Here is a 17,717-nt window from a genome sequence, read left to right as displayed (position 1 = left end):
ACTAGAAGAAGCCGCAGGTCGGGGCCGAGGTGTGCGGGGCGGGGGCGGTCTCGGCACCGTGCGGTACGGAGATCTCCAGGCGGGTGCCGTCCGGGTCGTGGAAGAAGATCCCGCCGGAGGACGCGCCCTCCCGGTGGGCGACGACGCCGTCATGGGCGAAGTCGACACCGGCGGCCCTGAGCGCGGTCTCGTACTCCCGGACCCGGTCGATCGAGTCGGCGGTGAAGGCGAGGTGGTGCAGCCCGGCCCGGCCGCGGTCGTACGAGCCCTGGGCCTGCTGCCAGAGGGTGAGGACGGGCCGGTCGCCGCCGTCGCCGAGGAAGGCGTAGCGCCGGTCGTCCTCCTTGCCCTCGGCGAGCAGGGTGAAGCCGAGGAGGTCCCGGTAGAAGGCGAGCGAGCGGTCGAGGTCGGTGACGTTCAGGCCGGTGTGGCCGGTGCGCAAGGTCATGACTCTCCTCTTCGGTGTGCCCTTGCCGGGCATGTCTAACCGTTGTTCTTCACGTTAGGGGTTATAGACGGCCGGGTCAACCGGTCACGTACGCTTGACTGGTTAGCCGTGAAGGAGTGCCCGATGTCCACCGCCCGCGATCCCCGCCCGCTCACCGGCGAGCCGCTCGCGCTCGACCTGCTCAACACCCGGTGGAACCGGGACGGAGTCATCCAGGACCTGCTCGCGGACACCGACGGGCTGGCCGTGTGGCTCGCGAGCAACGGACTCGCCGGGGCCCACCCGGCCGACGCGGAGGCGCTGGACCATCTGCGGGCGGCCCGCGAGGCGATCAAGGCCGCGGTGGACGGGCCGCCGGATAAGGCGGCACCACTCGTGGACGCCGTACTGGAGCACGGCCGGATCCGGGCCCGGCTGACCGCCGGCGGTCCGGCCGAGGAACCCGAGTTCGCCGACCCCGCCTGGGGCCCGGCCTGGCTCGCCGCCCGGAACTACCTGGAGCTGCTCACCCGCGCACCGGAGCGGATCCGCAGCTGCGCCGGGGGCCACTGCGTCCTGTACTTCTTCGACACGTCCCGGAACGGCACCCGCCGCTGGTGCTCGATGGCCGCGTGCGGCAACCGGGCCAAGGCCTCCCGGCATTACGCGCGTTCGAAGGAGAACTGAGCGGATTCCGGTCCATAACGGCTGACTTCGCTCATATCTCATCGCGGGTTTTCCCCATACCTTCATTTCGATTGGGTCAACGGTCCCCAAAGTCCGAACCCTTGGGTCAGGCTGAGCGCTCTCGTCCGCTCGTTCCTTGACCTGAGGGAATGCCGATGACCCACACGCCCGAGCGTGATCCCATATCCGGCCCGAGACGCCTGGCCCGCATAGCCGTGGCCGTGGGTGTCGTGGCCGCCCTCTCCGCCGCGGGGCCGATACCCCTGGCCCTCGCCGCGGACCCGGCCCCCGCCCCGGCCGCCGACCCCGCCGTCAAGTCCGCCGACGACAAGCTGGGTTCGGACGACGCCGCCCTGCTCGCCGAGGCCAAGGCCGACGGCGACAAGAACGTCACGATGATGATCGCGACCTCGCCCGGGCAGACGGAGCAGGTCGCCGCGGAGCTGGACGCGGTCAAGGGCGGCCTGGTGGGCCGTACCGACGACAAGCTCGGTTACGTCCGCGCCACCGTCCCCACGGGCCGGGCGGACTCGGCGATCGCCGCCGCCGTGAAGCTCTCCTCGGTACGGGCCATCGACCTCAAGCAGGAGATCCCGCTGGACGACCCGGCGCCCGGCGCCGCCAAGTCCACGGCCGGTACGGCCGGCTACGCCGCTCCGGGCAGGAAGACCCCGGCGAAGAACCCGTACAACCCGTCCTTCGAGACCGGTGCCGTCGATTTCGTCCAGGACCACCCCAAGGCGGACGGCCGCGGCATCACCATCGGCATCCTGGACTCCGGCATCGACCTCGGCCACCCGGCGCTGCAGAAGACCACCACCGGCGAGCGGAAGATCGTCGACTGGGTCACCGCCACCGACCCGGTCGCCGACGCCGACGGCACCTGGCGGCGGATGACCACCGGTGTCACGGGCCCGTCCTTCTCCATCACCACCGCCACACAGGGCACCGAGAAGTTCTCGGCGCCCGAGGGCTCGTACAAGTTCAACTACATGTACGAGTCCGCCACCACCGGCGGCGACGAGAAGGGCGACCTCAACCGGGACGGTGACACCACCGACGCCTGGGGCGTGCTGTACGACGCGGCCGCCGGCACGGTCCGGGTCGACACCGACGACAACCTGGACTTCTCCGACGACCCGGCGATGAAGCCGTACAAGGACGACTTCCAGGTCGGGTACTTCGGCACCGACGACCCCTCGACCGACGTCGCCGAGCGCGTGCCGTTCGTGGTCGAGACCCGCAAGGACGTCGTCTACAACTCCTCCGGCGCGAAGGCCGACTACGTCAACATCGGCGTCATCGAGTCCGAGCACGGCACCCACGTCGCCGGCATCACCGCCGCCAACGGCCTGTTCGGCGGCAGGATGAACGGCGCTGCCCCGGGCGCCAAGCTGGTCTCCTCGCGGGCCTGCACCTGGACCGGCGGCTGCACCAACGTCGCGCTCACCGAGGGCATGATCGACCTCGTCACCAAGCGCGGGGTCGACATCGTCAACATGTCGATCGGCGGCCTGCCCGCGCTGAACGACGGCAACAACGCGCGCGCGGAGCTGTACACCCGGCTCATCGACACCTACGGCGTCCAGCTGGTGATCTCCGCCGGCAACTCCGGGCCCGGCGCCAACACCATCGGCGACCCCGGCCTCGCCGACAAGGTGATCTCGGTCGGCGCGGCGATCTCCAAGGAGACCTGGGCCGCCAACTACGGCTCGGTCGTGGAGAAGAAGTACGCGATGATGCCCTTCTCCTCGCGCGGCCCGCGTGAGGACGGCGGCTTCACGCCGACCCTGGTCGCCCCCGGCGCCGCGATCAACACCACCCAGACCTGGCTGCCGGGCGGCCCGGTCGCCGAGGCGGGCTACGCGCTGCCGGCCGGCTACTCGATGCTCCAGGGCACCTCGATGGCCTCCCCGCAGGCCGCCGGCGCCTCCGCGCTGCTGCTGTCCGCGGCCGAGCAGAAGGGCATCGACCTGACGCCCGCCAAGCTGCGCACGGCACTGACCTCGACCGCCGACCACATCAAGGGTGTGCAGGCGTACGAGGAGGGCGCGGGCCTCATCGACATCGTGGACGCCTGGGAGTCGATCAAGGACGAGGCCTCCGCACACGACTACACCGTGAAGGCCCCGGTCGACACCGCGATCGACTACGCCCTGAAGACCCCGGGCTTCGGCACCGGCCTGTACGACCGTGAGGGCGGTCTGAAGGCGGGCGGGAAGAAGACGTACGACGTGACGATCACCCGTACGTCCGGCCCGGACAAGGCGGTCCGGCACGAGCTGCACTTCGAGAACAACGCCGGCCGTACCTTCCGGATCGTCGGCGACGACGCGGTGCGGCTGCCGCTGAACCAGCCGGTCACGGTCAAGGTGCAGGCGGCCCCGCGCTCCGCGGGCCTCAAGAGCGCGATCCTGGAGGTCGACGACCCGAGGACCGAGGGCGTCGACAAGCAGATCCTCACCACGGTCGTGGTCGCGGCCCCGGTGAAGTACACCTACTCCGCGTCCGGTTCGGTGCAGCGCAACAGCACCCGGTCCTACTTCCTGACCGTGCCCGAGGGCGCGACGTCGCTCGAGGTCGCGATCGGCGGGCTGAAGGACAAGAGCCAGACCCGGTTCATCGCCATCCACCCGTACGGCACCCCGTCCGACACCACCGGCACCCCGTACTGCTACAACAACTACCTGGACGGCAACGGCTGCAAGCCCGACGTACGCTCCTACGCCGACCCGCAGCCCGGCGTCTGGGAGGTCGAGGTCGAGTCCCGGCGCACGTCCCCGCTGCTCGACAACCCGTACCGGCTGGACGTCACCGTCCTCGGCGCGGCCTTCGACCCGCAGACGGTGACCGTCCCCGAGGCCAAGGTGGGCACCCCGGCCACCGCCTCCTGGAAGGTGACCAACACGTACGCCGCTCTGGACGGCAAGCTGGTCGGCGGCCCGCTCGGCTCCGCCAAGACGACCCGCCCCGCCATCAAGGAGGGCGAGACGCAGACCACCACGGTCGCGGTGCCGGCCGGCGCGACCTCGCTCGACGTCGCCATCGGGGGCGTCTCGGACACGGCCGCCGACCTGGACCTGACGGTGTACGACTCCGCCGGCAAGGAGGTCGGCAAGTCCGCCGACGGTGACTCCGAGGAGGCGGTCTCCGTGCCGTCCCCGGCCGCCGGCACCTACACCATCGAGGTCGTGGGCTACTCGGTGCCGTCCGGCTCGACCGACTACGACTACCGGGACGTGTTCTTCTCCACCGCGCTCGGCTCCGTCACGGTCGACGGCTCGGCCCCGGTCAAGCTGGGCACGGGCGACTCGGCGACGGTGACCGGCCAGGTCACGGCCGCCGCGGAGGCCCCGGCCGGCCGCGAGTTCTTCGGGCGGGTCCAGCTGGTGAACGCGCGCGGCACGGTCGCGGGCACCGGCAGCGTGAAGATCGATAAGGTCACGCCGTAACGGAGTGACGCGAAGGGGAGGGGCGGGCGTCCTGACGGACTCCCGCCCCTCCTTTTCCGCTCAGGGAGCGTCGCCGGAGGGGCAGAGCGTGGTCCGGGAGGCGGGCAGGGCGTCGGTGATCCAGGCACGCTCGGCGGCCACCCGGGAGTCGCCGACGGCCCACTGGGTCGCGTACGTGTCGCCGTGACCGACCCGGACCAGCACATGCTGTCCCCGGCGCGGGGCCGGCCGTGCGTCCGCGTCCAGCAGGAAGGCGACCTCGGCCGGGGCGTGCGCGGGCTTGTAGGAGCGGGTCACGGTCAGCGTCACCCGGCTCCCGGAGGAGTCCTCCGACGGCTCCACCTTCGCCACCGTGCCCTCCACGACCAGCCGGGAACAGGCCAGTTCGCGCTCCGGGTCCGGCGGCTGCCAGCCGGTCCCGGCCTCCTGGTGCCCGGCGCCCTTCGCGGCCGAGGACGCCCCGCCCCTGTCGTCCGCGCCGCCGCCGGCCTGCGTCACCAGCCAGCCGAGGCCCAGGGCCAGGGAGAAGGCCGCCGCACCGGCGAGCGAGCCGAGCGCGATCCGCAGGGCCCGCCGGGGCCCGCTCGGCCGCCCCGGCCGCGGGGGCCGGGGCGGCCGGTCCGGTCCGGCGGGGCGGGCACGGCCCCGGGGACGACGGGCGGGCGGCAGGGCCGGCACGGCGTCCCCGGACACCCCGGACCTGTCCTCCGCGCCCTGTACGCCCTCCGCGTCCTCCGCGTCCTCCGCGTCCTCCGCGTCCTCCGCGGTCTCCTCCCCTGTCTCCTCTGTCTCCTCCTCCCCCGTCAGCGCCTCCGCCAGCCAGGACAGCTGGTCGCGCAGCACCGCCACGTCGGCCTCGGCCGCCCGGTGTTCGGCGAGGAAGGCGGGGTCCCGCCGGGCCTCCTCCGGCAGGGGGTCGCCGATGATCGCGGCCATCAGGGCGTCCATGCCGTCGTACTCCCCGCGCCTCCCGGCGCTGTCGTCGGCGCCGCGAGCGCCCTCGTGTCCGGCGGTCATGTCACACCACCTCGTCCCCGTGCAGCCGGTCGCGCAGCGCGCGGACCGCCGTGTGCAACCTGCTCTTGACCGTGCCCTCCGGGATGCCCAGCTCGGCGGCGATGTCCCGGACCGGCAGGTCGGCGAAGAAGCGCAGCACGACCACCTGCCGCTGGGCGGCGGGCAGTTCGTCCAGGCCCCGGGCGACGGCGAGGGACAGCAGGCTGGTCTCCTCTCCGGAGGGGTGCGCGGGCGAGCGCAGCGCGGCCAGCCGCTCCCCCAGCCGTTCCTGGCGCCGCTTGGCCCGGTGCCAGTCCATGGCCAGGTTGGAGGCGACCACCGCCGCCCACGCCGACACGTCCCGCGGCGCCTCACGACCGCTCGCGGCCCGCTCCAGCAGCCGCAGCCGGACCTGCTGTACCCCGTCCGGCAGGTCCGACTGCGGCACCCCGCCGAGCGCGAGCACCGCCCGCACCCGGCGTTCCTGGGCCGCGTCCAGCGGATCACCGCCGATGCGATCCGCACCGGCGGCGTACGCCCCCTGGTCACGGCGCGTCCTTCCGCGCAGCACAAGCCACCCCCTCACGCGTGTGCCCCTACGACGCGGCAGCGGGCCGGAACGTTCGGCCGGCGCCGGGCGGGCGCAGAGGCGTACGTCACACCCTCGTATGGCGCGGACCCGGACGGGCAGGGGCGGGACAGCACGGCTTCCGGCGCGTGCCCGCCGCGGAGAGAATTTCTGCAGCTCAGCGGGGTGCCCGGCGGACGTGTGCAACCGCCCGCCGGGTGAGGGTGTCCCATTCCTCGGGCACGCGCGGCAAAGAATTGGACAGGTGGACCGGGGTCGGCCGCATGATGGAAACGCCCCGGTCAGGCAAGAGACACATAGAGGGAGTCGCTGTGAGGGTCGGAATCGTCGGAGCCACCGGTCAGGTCGGCACGGTCATGCGCAGGATCCTCACGGAGCGGAACTTCCCGGTCACGGAGCTGCGCCTGTTCGCCTCGGCCCGCTCGGCCGGGTCCGTGCTGGACGGCGTGACGGTGGAGGACGCGGCCACCGCCGACTACACCGGCCTGGACATCGTGCTCTTCTCTGCGGGCGGCGCGACCTCCAAGGCGCTGGCCGAAAAGGTCGCCTCCCAGGGCGCCGTCGTGATCGACAACTCCTCGGCCTGGCGCAAGGACCCCGAGGTCCCGCTGGTGGTCTCCGAGGTGAACCCGCACGCGATCGCCGACCGTCCCAAGGGCATCATCGCCAACCCGAACTGCACCACGATGGCCGCGATGCCGGTGCTGAAGCCGCTGCACGAGGAGGCCGGCCTGGAGGCGCTGGTCGTCGCCACGTACCAGGCGGTGTCCGGCTCGGGTCTCGCGGGCGTGGCGGAGCTGCACGGCCAGGTGCAGAAGGTGGCCGCCGAGGCCGACAAGCTCACCCACGACGGGGCGGCGGTCGACTTCCCCGAGCCGCAGGTCTACAAGCGCACCATCGCCTTCAACGTGCTGCCGTTCGCGGGCAACCTCGTCGACGACGGTCTGAACGAGACCGACGAGGAGCAGAAGCTGCGCAACGAGTCCCGCAAGATCCTGGAGATCCCCGCCCTGAAGGTCGCCGGCACCTGTGTGCGCGTCCCGGTCTTCTCCGGCCACTCCCTCCAGGTCAACGCCCGCTTCGCCCGCCCGATCTCCCCGGAGCGCGCCACCGAGCTGCTCGCGAAGGCGCCGGGCGTCGCCCTCTCCGACATCCCGACCCCGCTGCAGGCGGCCGGCCAGGACCCGTCGTACGTCGGCCGCATCCGCCGCGACGAGACGGTGGACCACGGCCTCGCCCTGTTCATCTCCAACGACAACCTCCGCAAGGGCGCCGCGCTGAACGCGGTGCAGATCGCGGAGCTGGTGGCGGCGGAGCTGTCGGCGAAGTAACCACGCATGCGCAGGGGCGCCCGGTGCTGCACCGGGCGCCCCTTGTCGTCGTAGCGGCGGCTACTCGGCGGAGTCCGCCGCCGCGTCCGCCGCCTGGGCCCTCAGGGCACGTTCGATGCCCGAGCGGGACTCCGAGACGAGGCGGCGCAGGGCCGGGGTCGGGTCGGCCGAGGCCAGCCAGGCGTCGGTCTGGGCCAGGGTGGCCTCCGAGACCTGGATCGCCGGGTACAGGCCGATGGCGATCTGCTGGGCGATCTCGTGCGAGCGGGACTCCCAGATGTCCTTGACGACCTCGAAGTACTTGTCCGCGTACGCCGCGAGCAGCTCCCGCTGGTCGGTCTGTACGAAGCCGCTGATCACGGCCTCCTGCACGGCGTTGGGCAGCTTGTCGGAGTCGATGACCGAGGACCAGGCCTCCGCCTTCGCCTCCGGGGTCGGGCGGGAGGCGCGGGCGGTGGCCGCGTGCCGTTCGCCGGCCGCCGTCTTGTCCCGCTCGTACTCGCCCGCGATCTCCGCCTCGTCGTACCGGCCGACGGCGGCGAGCCGCTCGACGAACGCCCAGCGCAGCTCGGTGTCGACGGCCAGGCCCTCGATGGTCTGCGTGCCGTCGAGCAGGGCCTCCAGGAGGTCCAGCTGCTCCGGGGTGCGGGCGGTGGCCGCGAAGGCGCGGGCCCAGGCCAGCTGGTGGTCGCTGCCCGCCTCGGCCGTGCGCAGGTGGGCCAGCGTGGCGTCGGTCCAGCGGGTGAGCAGCAACTCGCGGGCGGCCGGGGCGGCGTACAGGTCGATGGCCAGCTTGACCTGGCGGTGCAGGGACTGCACCACGCCGATGTCGGACTCCTTGCCGATGCCGGACAGCACCAGGGCGAGGTAGTCGCGGGTGGCCAGCTCGGCGTCCCGCGTCATGTCCCAGGCCGACGCCCAGCACAGGGCGCGCGGCAGGGACTCCGCGAAGTCGCCGAGGTGCTCGGTGACCACCTTCAGGGAGTCCTCGTCCAGGCGGACCTTGGCGTAGGACAGGTCGTCGTCGTTGAGGAGGATGACCGCGGGGCGGCGCTTGCCCGTCAGCTGCGGTACGGCGGTCAGCTCGCCGTCGACGTCCAGCTCGATCCGGTCGGTGCGCACCAGCTTGCCGGAGTCGGAGAGGTCGTAGAGGCCGATCGCGATGCGGTGCGGGCGCAGGGTCGGTTCGCCCTTGGCGCCCGTCGGCAGGGCCGGGGCCTCCTGGCGGACGGCGAAGGAGGTGATGGCACCGTCCGCGTCCGTCCGCACCTCCGGGCGGAGGACGTTGATGCCGGCCGTCTCCAGCCATTTCTTCGACCAGGTCTTCAGGTCACGGCCGGAGGTCTCCTCCAGCGCGCCCAGCAGGTCGGACAGGCGGGTGTTGCCGAACGCGTGCCGCTTGAAATAGGCCTGCACGCCCTTGAAGAACTCGTCCTCGCCGACGTACGCGACCAGCTGCTTGAGCACGCTGGCACCCTTGGCGTAGGTGATGCCGTCGAAGTTGACGAGCACGTCGTCCAGGTCGCGGATGTCCGCCATGATCGGGTGGGTGGACGGCAGTTGGTCCTGCCGGTACGCCCAGGTCTTCATCGAGTTGGCGAACGTGGTCCACGAGTGCGGCCAGCGCGAGCCGGGCGCGGAGGCCTGGCAGGCGATGGAGGTGTAGGTGGCGAACGACTCGTTCAGCCACAGGTCGTTCCACCACTCCATGGTGACCAGGTCGCCGAACCACATGTGGGCCAGCTCGTGCAGGATGGTCTCCGCGCGGACCTCGTACGCCGCGTCGGTCACCTTGGACCGGAAGACGTACTGGTCGCGGATGGTGACCGCGCCCGCGTTCTCCATGGCGCCCGCGTTGAACTCGGGCACGAACAGCTGGTCGTACTTCTCGAACGGGTAGGCGTAGTCGAACTTCTCCTGGAACCAGTCGAAGCCCTGCCGCGTGACCTCGAAGATCGCGTCGGAGTCCAGGAACTCGGCGAGCGAGGGCCGGCAGTAGATGCCGAGCGGCACGGACTGCCCGTCCTTCTCGTACACGCTGTGCACCGAGTGGTACGGGCCGACGATCAGCGCGGTGACGTACGTCGACATCCGCGGGGTCGGCTCGAAGACCCAGACGTTGTCCTTGGGCTCCGGGGTCGGCGAGTTGGAGATGACGGTCCAGCCCTCGGGCGCCTTCACGGTGAACTGGAAGGTGGCCTTCAGGTCCGGCTGCTCGAAGGACGCGAAGACGCGGCGGGCGTCGGGGACCTCGAACTGCGTGTACAGGTAGGCCTGCTCGTCCACCGGGTCGACGAAGCGGTGCAGGCCCTCGCCGGTGTTGGTGTAGGCGCAGTCCGCGACGACCCGCAGGACGTTAGGGCCCTCCAGCAGCCCCGGCAGCGCGATCCGCGAGTCCGCGAAGACCTCGGCGGGATCCAGCTGGTCGCCGTTGAGGACCACCTCGTGGACGGTCGGGGCCACCAGGTCGATGAACGACTCGGCACCACCGCGCGCCACGTCGAAGCGCACCGTGGTCACGGACCGGTAGGTACCGCCCTCCTGCGCGCCGGAGAGGTCGAGATCGATCTCGTACGAGTCAACGGTGAGCAGCTCGGCCCGCTGCTGCGCCTCTTCGCGAGTCAGGTTTGTGCCAGGCACGCGGTCATCTCCTCGTTATGTGTCGGTTGCGCCATCCTTCCATGGGATCGACGGGGAACGCGATGTCCGCATCCCGCCGGTGCGCGTGGCGCCGGGACGGGACGCTGGGGGCATGACGACCCCCATCGCACATCCCATCGATCCCGCCGTCCTGAAGGAACTGCGCACCACCGACGACGCCGGCCGCCCCATGGCCGCGGTGACCGACGAGGAGGGCGGCGCCCCGCTGCGCTGCTGCCTGCGCCGCAGTGAGCCCGGCGAGCGGATCGCCCTCGTCTCGTACGCGCCGCTGCGCCGGTGGGCCGCCGGGACGGGCGCCGACCCCGGTGCCTACGACGAGCAGGGCCCCGTCTTCATCCACGCCGAGGAGTGCCCCGGCCCGGCCGGCGACACCCTGCCCTTCACCAACGACCACCGCGTCCTGCGCCGCTACTCGTCCGCCGGTCACATCCTCGGCGGCCGCCTGGTCAGGGACGCGGACAGCTTCCGGCCGGCCCTGGCAGAGGCCTTCACCGACCCGGAGGTGGCGCTGGTGCATGTGCGGGCGGTGGAGTACGGCTGCTTCCTGTACGAGGTACGGCGGGGTTAGGGGGTTTCGTTTGGATCAGCCCGGGTCCGCGACGCCCGGCACGCCGCTGCCGGACGGGCAGTCAGCCCGCCCGGCAGGGCGGTCGGTTCAGCGGTTCGGGGCCGCGTCGGGCGTTCAGCTGACGACGATCACCACGACACCGCCGCCGAAGCCGAAGCCGGGGGCGAAGCCGGTGCGGAAGCCGTTGTCGAAGCAGTTGCCCCAGCAGCCGTGGTGGGTCGAGACCTGGGTCGGGGTCGCGGCCGAGGCCGTGCCCGCCGTGCCGATCGCGGCGCCACCGGCCAGGAGGACGCCGGTCGCGGTGACCGCGAAGAGACGCCTCACGCGTTGTGCTTTCATGGGCCTACCTTCCTTCCACGCCCTCGCGGGGTTTCCGGTGCGGGGCGATGGCCGCGGCCGCGGGGATCGGGCGGCGCGGTCGTAGGTGTTGCCGCGGGGGGACGAGCAGCGGGCCTGCGCCACATCGGCTGTCGGCCCCGGTGGACGGGGCACTCGCCGCCTGCGGCGGGCACACCCCTGATCGCGGCCCTTTTCACTTCACGCTAGCCGCCCTTCGGTGACTCAGCATCTCGGGCCCGGCCCCGGCCACCGTGCTGAGGGAAGACCGCCGGGCCGCGTCCGCGCTCAGCCCTCGGGTGCCGGGTTCGCCGCCCGGCGCAGGGCGTGCAGGACCCTGGCGGTCGCCGGGGCGTCGGCGGCGCCGCGGCGTACCGCTGCCACCACGTGTCGTACCGGGCCGTCGGCGCCCAGTTCCCGCAGGACCACGCCCGCTCGCCGGCCGGCCGCCATCCTCGGCACCAGGGCGACGCCCATGCCCGCCTCCACCATGGCCAGGATCGCGGTCCACCCGGAGGCCGAGTGCCCCTGGTGGGGGCTGAAGCCGGCCGCCTCGCAGGCGCGCCGGGTGATGTCCGACCAGGGGCCGCTGCCGCCGAAGATCCAGGACTCGGCGGCCAGGTCGGTGAGGGTCGGGTCGGGGGCGGAGGCCAGGGGGTGATCGGGGGGCAGGGCGACGTCCAGCGGGTCGGCGAGGAGCGGGACGTGGGTGAAGCGGGGGTCGGCCGCGCTGGGGGCCTCGGCCGCGAGGGACAGGGCGAGGTCGACCTCACCGGCGGCCAGCAGGTCGTAGGCCTCGGCGGCCTCCGCCTCCCGGACCCGGACGGTCACCCGCGGATGGGTCGCGCGCAGGGCCCGTACGGCCGGTACGACCAGGGCGGGGACGGCCGTCGGGAAGGCGCCGACGCGGACCTCTCCGGCCTCGCCGTGCGCGTACGCGGCGAGGGCCGCGTCCGCCCGCTCCAGCTGCTCGAACACCGGCTCCGTGTGCGCCAGGACCAGCCGGGCCGCGTCGGTGAGCCGGACCCGGCGGCCCTGCGCCTCCAGCAGGGGCACGCCGAGCTGGGCGGCGAGGTTGGTGAGCTGCTGGGAGACCGCGGACGGAGTCATGTGCAGGGCCTCGGCCGTGGCGGTGACCGTGCCCCGTTCGCGCAGGGTGCGCAGGATCCGCAGCTTCCTCAGGTCCCACTCGGCCATGCACGCACGGTACCTGCCGCCGCTACGGCTGCCCGAGCGCGGCCTCGCGGACACCGCCGTCAGCGACGGGAGCCCGCGCCCAGCATGACTCCGGCCAGGATCAGCGCCAGGCACAGCAGTTGCGGCCACCCCGTGTGCTCGCCGAGCAGCGCCCAGGACAGCAGGGCCACACACACCGGCTGGAGGTAGTAGACGATGCCGGCGCGGGTGGCGCCGACCAGGGCGACGGCTTTGTTCCACGCGAAGAAGGCGAGCGCGGAGGAGGCCACGCCGACGTAGAGGAGGGGCAGGATCGTGCCGGGGGCGGGGCGGAAGCCGCCCTGCACGGCGAGGCTGACGGCCTGCGCGGGCAGCAGCAGGACGGTGCCGGCGAGGAACGTGGTGAACAGGAAGGCGGTGCCGGCGAGTTCGGCCGGCCGGCGGCGCAGCAGCGCGCTGTAGCCGGCGAAGCAGCAGGCGGCGGCGAGCATCCACAGTCCGCCGGCCGTGAAGCCCGCCTCGCCGCCGAGGAGCAGGGCCACGCCCGCGCACGCCAGCAGCAGCCCGGCGGCACGGCGCGCCCCCAGCCGTACGCCGCCCAGCCGCTCCAGCAGCGCCATGAGCACCGGCGAGGCCGCCATGATCATGCCCATCGTGGCGGCCGGGGTGGTCAGTCCGGCCTGGTTGACGAGGGTGTTGTAGACGGCGACGCCGAGGAGGGAGGCGAGGAGGACGTACCGGGCATGACGGCGCAACAGGTGGCGTTGCCGCCAGGCCTGCCGGGCGCCGAAGGGGGCGACGGTGACCAGCGCGATCACCCAGCGCCAGAAGGCGTGCTGGACGGGCGGGACGCTGTCGTGCAGCCCGCGGGAGGTGACGAAGCTGCCGGACCAGACGACCGTGGCGAGTGCGGCACAGGCGAGACCGAGGAGCGGGGCGGCGGCCCTGCGGGGGCGGGCCGCCGGGGCGGTGGTGGCGGTCTGGTGCGCGACTGCAGTCACAGGGAACCTTTCCGTGAGCCGTAGGGGGTGCCCTTACCGTCGCAGCGCCGGAACTGTCAGGTCCATCGAATCTTTACGACCGTTCTTTTCAGCGAAACTGAACAGTCGTCGCCGACCGCCGCCGAGCTGACCGGCCACCGTCGCCCCGAACGCCAGCGCCATGCCCGCCACCTGCACCGGGGTGAGCGCCTGGCCGAGGGCCGCCCAGCCGACGACCGCCGCGGTCAGCGGGGACAGCGGGCCGAGGAAGCCGGCCTGGGTGGCGGTGAGCCGGCCGATCCCGCGGAACCAGAGCCAGTAGGCGACGGCCGTGTTGGCCAGGGCGAGGTAGAGGTAACCGCCGACGGCACGGCCGTCGAGGGCGGGCGGGGCACCCTCGGCCAGGAGGGCGACCGGCGCGATCAGCAGGCCGCCCACGGTGAGCTGCCAGCCGGTGAGCGCCAGCGGACCGACCCCCTCCGGCCGGCCCCAGCGCTTGGTCAGCACGGTGCCGGTGGCCATGGCGGCGGTGGACGCGAGGGCCGCGAGGACGCCGACGAGGTCGAGCGCACCGGCCCCCTTCAGCACGACGAGGCTGACCCCGAACGCGGCCGCCAGTCCCGTGAGCAGCGTGCGCGGCTCCGGCCGCCGGCCGAGCAGCAGCGCGGAGAGCCCGACGACGAACAGCGGCCCGGCCGAGCCGACGACCGCGGCCATCCCGCCGGGCAGCCGGTACGCCGCGACGAACAGCAGCGGGAAGAAGGCCCCGATGTTCAGCACCCCGAGCACCGCCGCCCTGGCCCACCACACCCCGCGCGGCAGCACCCGGGTGAGGGCGAGCAGCAGCAGACCGGCGGGCAGGGCCCGCGCCAGGGCCGTGAAGAGGGGGCGGTCCGGCGGCAGGAACTCCGTGGTGACGACGTAGGTCGTGCCCCAGGAGACGGGGGCGAGGGCGGTGACGGCTATGACGGCGGTGGTTCCGGCCGGACGGGTGATGGCCATGGTGAACCCCTTCCAGAGAGGCGGGGGTGGTGTTCGATCGCTGGATCCACTGGGATCAGCGGGTCGAGTGGGTCACTGCTAAGTAGCTTAGCTCTAAGCTACTTATTTGCAAGTGACTTTCTTGCGGGTGAGCGGAAGCGGGGCCGATACTCTCCGCATGCAGCAACAGCCGGCGGACGCCGTCGACGCGATCATCGAGCAGTGGGGCCGGGTACGGCCGGACCTGGACACCCGGGCGATGGAGGTCTTCGGCCGGATCTTCCGGCTCTCGCGCGCGATGGGCGACCGGATGGAGCGGGCGTACAAGCCCTACGGCATCTCGCGCGGCGAGTTCGACGTCCTGGCCACCCTGCGCCGCTCCGGCGAGCCGTACACCCTCTCGCCCCGCGAACTGTCGGCCACCCTCATGCTCACCACCGGCGGGATGACCGGCCGGCTCGACAAGCTCGAACGCGCCGGCCTGCTGCGCCGCTCCCCCGACCCGCACGACCGGCGCGGCCTGAAGGTGACCCTCACCGAGGAGGGACTGCGGCTGATCGACGAGGCGGTGGGCGCCGGCCTGGCGGCGGAGAGCGCCGCCCTGTCCGCCCTGGACGCCGAAGAGGCCGGCCACCTGGCCGGCCTGCTGCGGAAACTGCTGGACGCGACGGCCGAGTAGCCGTCGCCGGGTTCAGCGGGCGGGACCGACCGCCTCGCGGGTGAGGCCGGCCGGGCCGAGGTGCCGGGCGAGGGCCGCCTCGGTCTCCGCGGGGCCGGCCGAGTCGGCGGCCCAGGCCGCGTATCCGTCGGGACGCACCAGCACGGTCGTACGACGGCCACTCGCCCAGCGGGCCACGGCCAGCCGGTCCGCGCGTCCGGCCCCCGCCTCGTACGGCTCCGGGGCGATCAGTACGAACCGACCACCGCGCAGCGCCTCGTACAGCCGGCCGCCGCCCGCGAGGGCGACGTCCGGGACGCGGGCGCCGGTGAGGCGGTGGGCGCCGCGGGGCGCGGGGTAGCGGTAGCCGATGCCGGTGATCTGGCCGACGGCCTTGCGGCGCGCCGGGCCGACCGTGTCGAGGAGCGCGGTGAGTGCCGCGCGCGCCGCCAGCGTCCAGGGCCGCTTGGCCATGGCGAGGCGGACGATCCCGCCGCTGCTGCGCAGCACCGCCCGGCCGACGGGGTGCCGCTCGGCCTGGTAGGTGTCGAGCAGCCCGGGATCCGCGTGACCGCCGGCCACCGCGGCGAGCTTCCAGCTCAGGTTCGCGGCGTCCTGGAGTCCGGTGTTCATGCCCTGACCGCCGGCCGGGGTGTGCACGTGCGCGGCGTCCCCGGCGAGGAAGACCCGTCCGACCCGGTAGGCCGGCGCCTGGCGCTCGTCGCTGTGGAAGCGGGACATCCAGCGGGCGTCGTGCATCCCGTAGTCCCGGCCGAGGGCGAGGCGGGTGATCTCCTTGATCTCGGCGAGGTCCAGCGGCTCGCTGTCCGCGACGTCATGGCCCCGGTGCCAGCCGATCACCCGGTAGTAGCCGTCACCGAAGGGCGCGAGGAAGGCGAACGCGTCACCGACCGCGTTGACCGTGAGCACCGTCGGCGGCTCCTCGGCGAGCCGGACGTCGGCGAGTACGACGGACCGGATCACCGACCGGCCCGGGAAGGGCAGCCCGATCGCCTGCCGCACGGCGCTGCGCATGCCGTCGGCGCCGACGACGTACGCGGCCCGGAGCGTCTCCGTCCGGCCTTCCGGCCCCCGGACCTGGACCGTCACTCCGCCCGCGTCCTGGGTGAGCCCGGTCAGCTCGGTCTCGTACCGGAACCCGGCCCCCGCCTCGACCGCCCGCCGCTCCAGCGCCTTCTCGACCTCGTACTGCGGGAGGACGAGGAGGTGCCGGTAGCGGGACGGGAGGCGGGAGAGGTCGAGGGTGAGCCGGCCGAAGAGGCGGAGCCGGTCCAGGCGTTGGCCGACCGACTCCAGGTCGTCGGCGAGGGCGCGGGCGTCGAGCTGTTCGAGGGTGCGGGCATGCAGGACGAAGGCGCGGGAGAGGTTGCTGATCCTGTGCGGTCGCTTTTCCAGGACGGTGACGGGGACGCCGGCGGTGGCGAGGTCGCCGGCGAGGAGGAGGCCGGTGGGGCCGGAGCCGACGATGAGGATGTGGGGGGTTGAGGGGGTTGAGGGGGCGGAGGGGGCGGAGGGGGCGGAGGGGTTGGGGGTGCTGCCCTTGCCGCCGGTGCCAGTGGTGCCGTTCATGGTGGCCTCCTGGGGGTGCCAACGCCTGTTGGTCAACATGTGTTGGTCAACGCTTGTTGGCTACGACGGTAGGACGGGTCGGGCGGCGAGTCAACAGCCGTTGGCAAACGATTGGTGGCCAACGGCTGCGGGCCAACGGTTGCGGGCCAGCGGTCGCCGGCCAACGGCCGTGGGCCAACGCTTGTGGAGCCAACACATGTAGGCCTACGCTTGTTGGCATGACCGCACGCCGCTCCGACGCCACCCGCGCCGCCATCCTCGCCGCCGCCCGCGAGCGCTTCGCCGCCGACGGCTACGAGCGGGCCACCATCCGGGCCATCGCCAAGGACGCGCGGATCGACCCGTCCATGGTGATGCGGTACTTCGGCAGCAAGGAGGGGCTGTTCGCCGCCGCCGTCGCGCTCGACCTGCGGCTGCCGGACCTGACGGGGATCGCCCGGGACGAGGTGGGCCGCACGCTGGTGGGCCACTTTCTCGATCTGTGGGAGGAGAACGAGGAGCTGACGGCCGTCCTCCGGGTCGGCGCCACCAACCAGGCCGGTGCCGAGCGGATGCAGGGCGTCTTCCGGGAGCAAATGCTGCCGGTGGCCCGGCAGGTGTGCCCGGACCCCGAGCAGGTCCCCGCGCGGGCCGCGCTGTGCGCCGCCCAGTTGCTCGGCCTGGCCCTCACCCGCTACGTACTGCGCCTGCCACCGGCCCGGGAACTGCCCCGCGAGGAACTACTGGCGTGGCTGGGCCCGACGGTCCAGCGCTACCTGACGGCCCCGAACCCCTGAGCCGCACCCCTCAGCCGCACCCCTCAGCCGCACCCCTCAGCCGCACCCCTCAGCCGCACTCCTGAACCGCACCCCTGAGCCGCACCGCTGGACGCGGGCGGAAAAACGCCGGGGCGCCGTCTCACCCCGGGTACGGCGTGTGCGCGTACCGGTGGGAGGGTGAGCGGCGCCCCGGCGAAGGGACCGATGGGCCGGTCAGGCCTTGGCGCGGGCCTCGGGCTTGACGTTGATGTTGGACGAGGTGGTGTCCTTCTTGGCCCGGGAGCGGTCGAGAACCATCACCAGGCCGGTGATGACCAGGAACAGCACGACCGGGAGAATGACGTAGAGGCCCAGCGTCTCGATGACGCTCAGGCCGTTGCCGGGGTCGTCGCCGTCGTCGCGGGTCAGCGCGAGCGCGGGGGACGACATGAGCAGCATCATCAGCGTCGTACCGGCGGCCAGGGCGCCGGCGCGCAGGGCGTTCTTCTTGTCCACGGAATCAAATTAGCGAACCGGTGTCGGGGCCG

The 17,717-nt window shown here is 72.8% G+C and carries 16 protein-coding genes; 6 read left to right on the top strand and 10 right to left on the bottom strand.

What is annotated here, in order from left to right; genetic code table 11:
- Window position 1 precedes the first annotated feature (1 nt).
- The gene (locus ACZ4U1_RS07710) at window positions 2-448 is read right to left on the bottom strand and encodes a VOC family protein (RefSeq protein ID WP_467900859.1); all 447 of its coding nucleotides are present in this window, start codon (window positions 446-448) and stop codon (window positions 2-4) included.
- Window positions 449-571: 123 nt separating this feature from the next.
- On the opposite strand from ACZ4U1_RS07710, the gene ACZ4U1_RS07705 reads away from it, so the two are divergent.
- Together ACZ4U1_RS07705 and ACZ4U1_RS07700 are read left to right on the top strand one after the other, a co-directional pair.
- Window positions 572-1,114, top strand: a complete 543-nt coding sequence (locus ACZ4U1_RS07705) for a CGNR zinc finger domain-containing protein (protein WP_467900857.1) — start codon at window positions 572-574, stop codon at window positions 1,112-1,114.
- Window positions 1,115-1,269: 155 nt separating this feature from the next.
- Complete coding sequence (locus ACZ4U1_RS07700; protein WP_467900854.1) at window positions 1,270-4,566, top strand: S8 family serine peptidase; 3,297 nt, start codon at window positions 1,270-1,272, stop codon at window positions 4,564-4,566.
- Between the two features lie 60 nt (window positions 4,567-4,626).
- Here ACZ4U1_RS07700 and ACZ4U1_RS07695 read toward each other — a convergent pair whose 3' ends face one another.
- Window positions 4,627-5,583 (bottom strand): hypothetical protein, encoded by a 957-nt coding sequence (locus ACZ4U1_RS07695; protein WP_467900851.1) that lies wholly within the window; start codon window positions 5,581-5,583, stop codon window positions 4,627-4,629.
- Between the two features lies 1 nt (window position 5,584).
- Entirely contained in the window at window positions 5,585-6,133 is a 549-nt protein-coding gene (locus ACZ4U1_RS07690) for an RNA polymerase sigma factor (protein WP_467901458.1), read from the bottom strand.
- A gap of 329 nt (window positions 6,134-6,462) precedes the next feature.
- Here ACZ4U1_RS07690 and ACZ4U1_RS07685 point away from each other — a divergent pair, with 329 nt between their 5' ends.
- Window positions 6,463-7,482 carry an aspartate-semialdehyde dehydrogenase gene (locus tag ACZ4U1_RS07685; RefSeq protein ID WP_467900849.1) on the top strand — a complete coding sequence of 340 codons (1,020 nt, stop codon included), beginning with the start codon at window positions 6,463-6,465 and terminating at the stop codon, window positions 7,480-7,482.
- A 60-nt stretch (window positions 7,483-7,542) separates the two neighbouring features.
- On the opposite strand, the gene pepN is transcribed toward ACZ4U1_RS07685, so the two are convergent.
- A complete protein-coding gene (pepN, locus tag ACZ4U1_RS07680) occupies window positions 7,543-10,122 on the bottom strand; it encodes an aminopeptidase N (RefSeq protein ID WP_467900845.1) in 2,580 nt (859 codons plus the stop codon).
- Between the two features lie 112 nt (window positions 10,123-10,234).
- Between pepN and ACZ4U1_RS07675 the strand changes: the two genes are divergently transcribed.
- A complete protein-coding gene (locus ACZ4U1_RS07675; RefSeq protein WP_467900843.1) occupies window positions 10,235-10,711 on the top strand; it encodes a DUF1203 domain-containing protein in 477 nt (158 codons plus the stop codon).
- Between the two features lie 114 nt (window positions 10,712-10,825).
- On the opposite strand, the gene ACZ4U1_RS07670 is transcribed toward ACZ4U1_RS07675, so the two are convergent.
- The 4 genes from ACZ4U1_RS07670 to ACZ4U1_RS07655 all read right to left on the bottom strand — a co-directional run bounded on the left by ACZ4U1_RS07670 (window position 10,826) and on the right by ACZ4U1_RS07655 (window position 14,205).
- The gene (locus ACZ4U1_RS07670; RefSeq protein WP_467900841.1) at window positions 10,826-11,050 is read right to left on the bottom strand and encodes a hypothetical protein; all 225 of its coding nucleotides are present in this window, start codon (window positions 11,048-11,050) and stop codon (window positions 10,826-10,828) included.
- A 285-nt stretch (window positions 11,051-11,335) separates the two neighbouring features.
- A complete protein-coding gene (locus ACZ4U1_RS07665; RefSeq protein WP_467900839.1) occupies window positions 11,336-12,244 on the bottom strand; it encodes a LysR family transcriptional regulator in 909 nt (302 codons plus the stop codon).
- 59 nt (window positions 12,245-12,303) lie between these two features.
- Complete coding sequence (locus tag ACZ4U1_RS07660) at window positions 12,304-13,224, bottom strand: DMT family transporter (RefSeq protein ID WP_467900837.1); 921 nt, start codon at window positions 13,222-13,224, stop codon at window positions 12,304-12,306.
- 33 nt (window positions 13,225-13,257) lie between these two features.
- On the bottom strand, window positions 13,258-14,205 hold the full coding sequence (locus ACZ4U1_RS07655; protein ID WP_467900835.1) for an EamA family transporter: 948 nt from the start codon (window positions 14,203-14,205) through the stop codon (window positions 13,258-13,260).
- Between the two features lie 157 nt (window positions 14,206-14,362).
- Between ACZ4U1_RS07655 and ACZ4U1_RS07650 the strand changes: the two genes are divergently transcribed.
- Window positions 14,363-14,863 (top strand): MarR family winged helix-turn-helix transcriptional regulator, encoded by a 501-nt coding sequence (locus ACZ4U1_RS07650; protein WP_189294305.1) that lies wholly within the window; start codon window positions 14,363-14,365, stop codon window positions 14,861-14,863.
- A 12-nt stretch (window positions 14,864-14,875) separates the two neighbouring features.
- Here ACZ4U1_RS07650 and ACZ4U1_RS07645 read toward each other — a convergent pair whose 3' ends face one another.
- A complete protein-coding gene (locus tag ACZ4U1_RS07645; protein WP_467900832.1) occupies window positions 14,876-16,432 on the bottom strand; it encodes an FAD-dependent monooxygenase in 1,557 nt (518 codons plus the stop codon).
- 218 nt (window positions 16,433-16,650) lie between these two features.
- On the opposite strand from ACZ4U1_RS07645, the gene ACZ4U1_RS07640 reads away from it, so the two are divergent.
- Complete coding sequence (locus tag ACZ4U1_RS07640; RefSeq protein WP_467900830.1) at window positions 16,651-17,208, top strand: TetR/AcrR family transcriptional regulator; 558 nt, start codon at window positions 16,651-16,653, stop codon at window positions 17,206-17,208.
- 195 nt (window positions 17,209-17,403) lie between these two features.
- Here the strand turns inward: ACZ4U1_RS07640 and ACZ4U1_RS07635 are convergent, their stop codons facing one another.
- Entirely contained in the window at window positions 17,404-17,685 is a 282-nt protein-coding gene (locus tag ACZ4U1_RS07635) for a hypothetical protein (protein ID WP_467900828.1), read from the bottom strand.
- Window positions 17,686-17,717 lie beyond the last annotated feature (32 nt).

The sequence above is a fragment of the Streptomyces sp. NPDC028928 genome, assembly GCF_055564915.1.
Note: the sequence above shows the minus strand (reverse complement) of the source record. Positions and strands in the feature narration are given on the sequence as shown.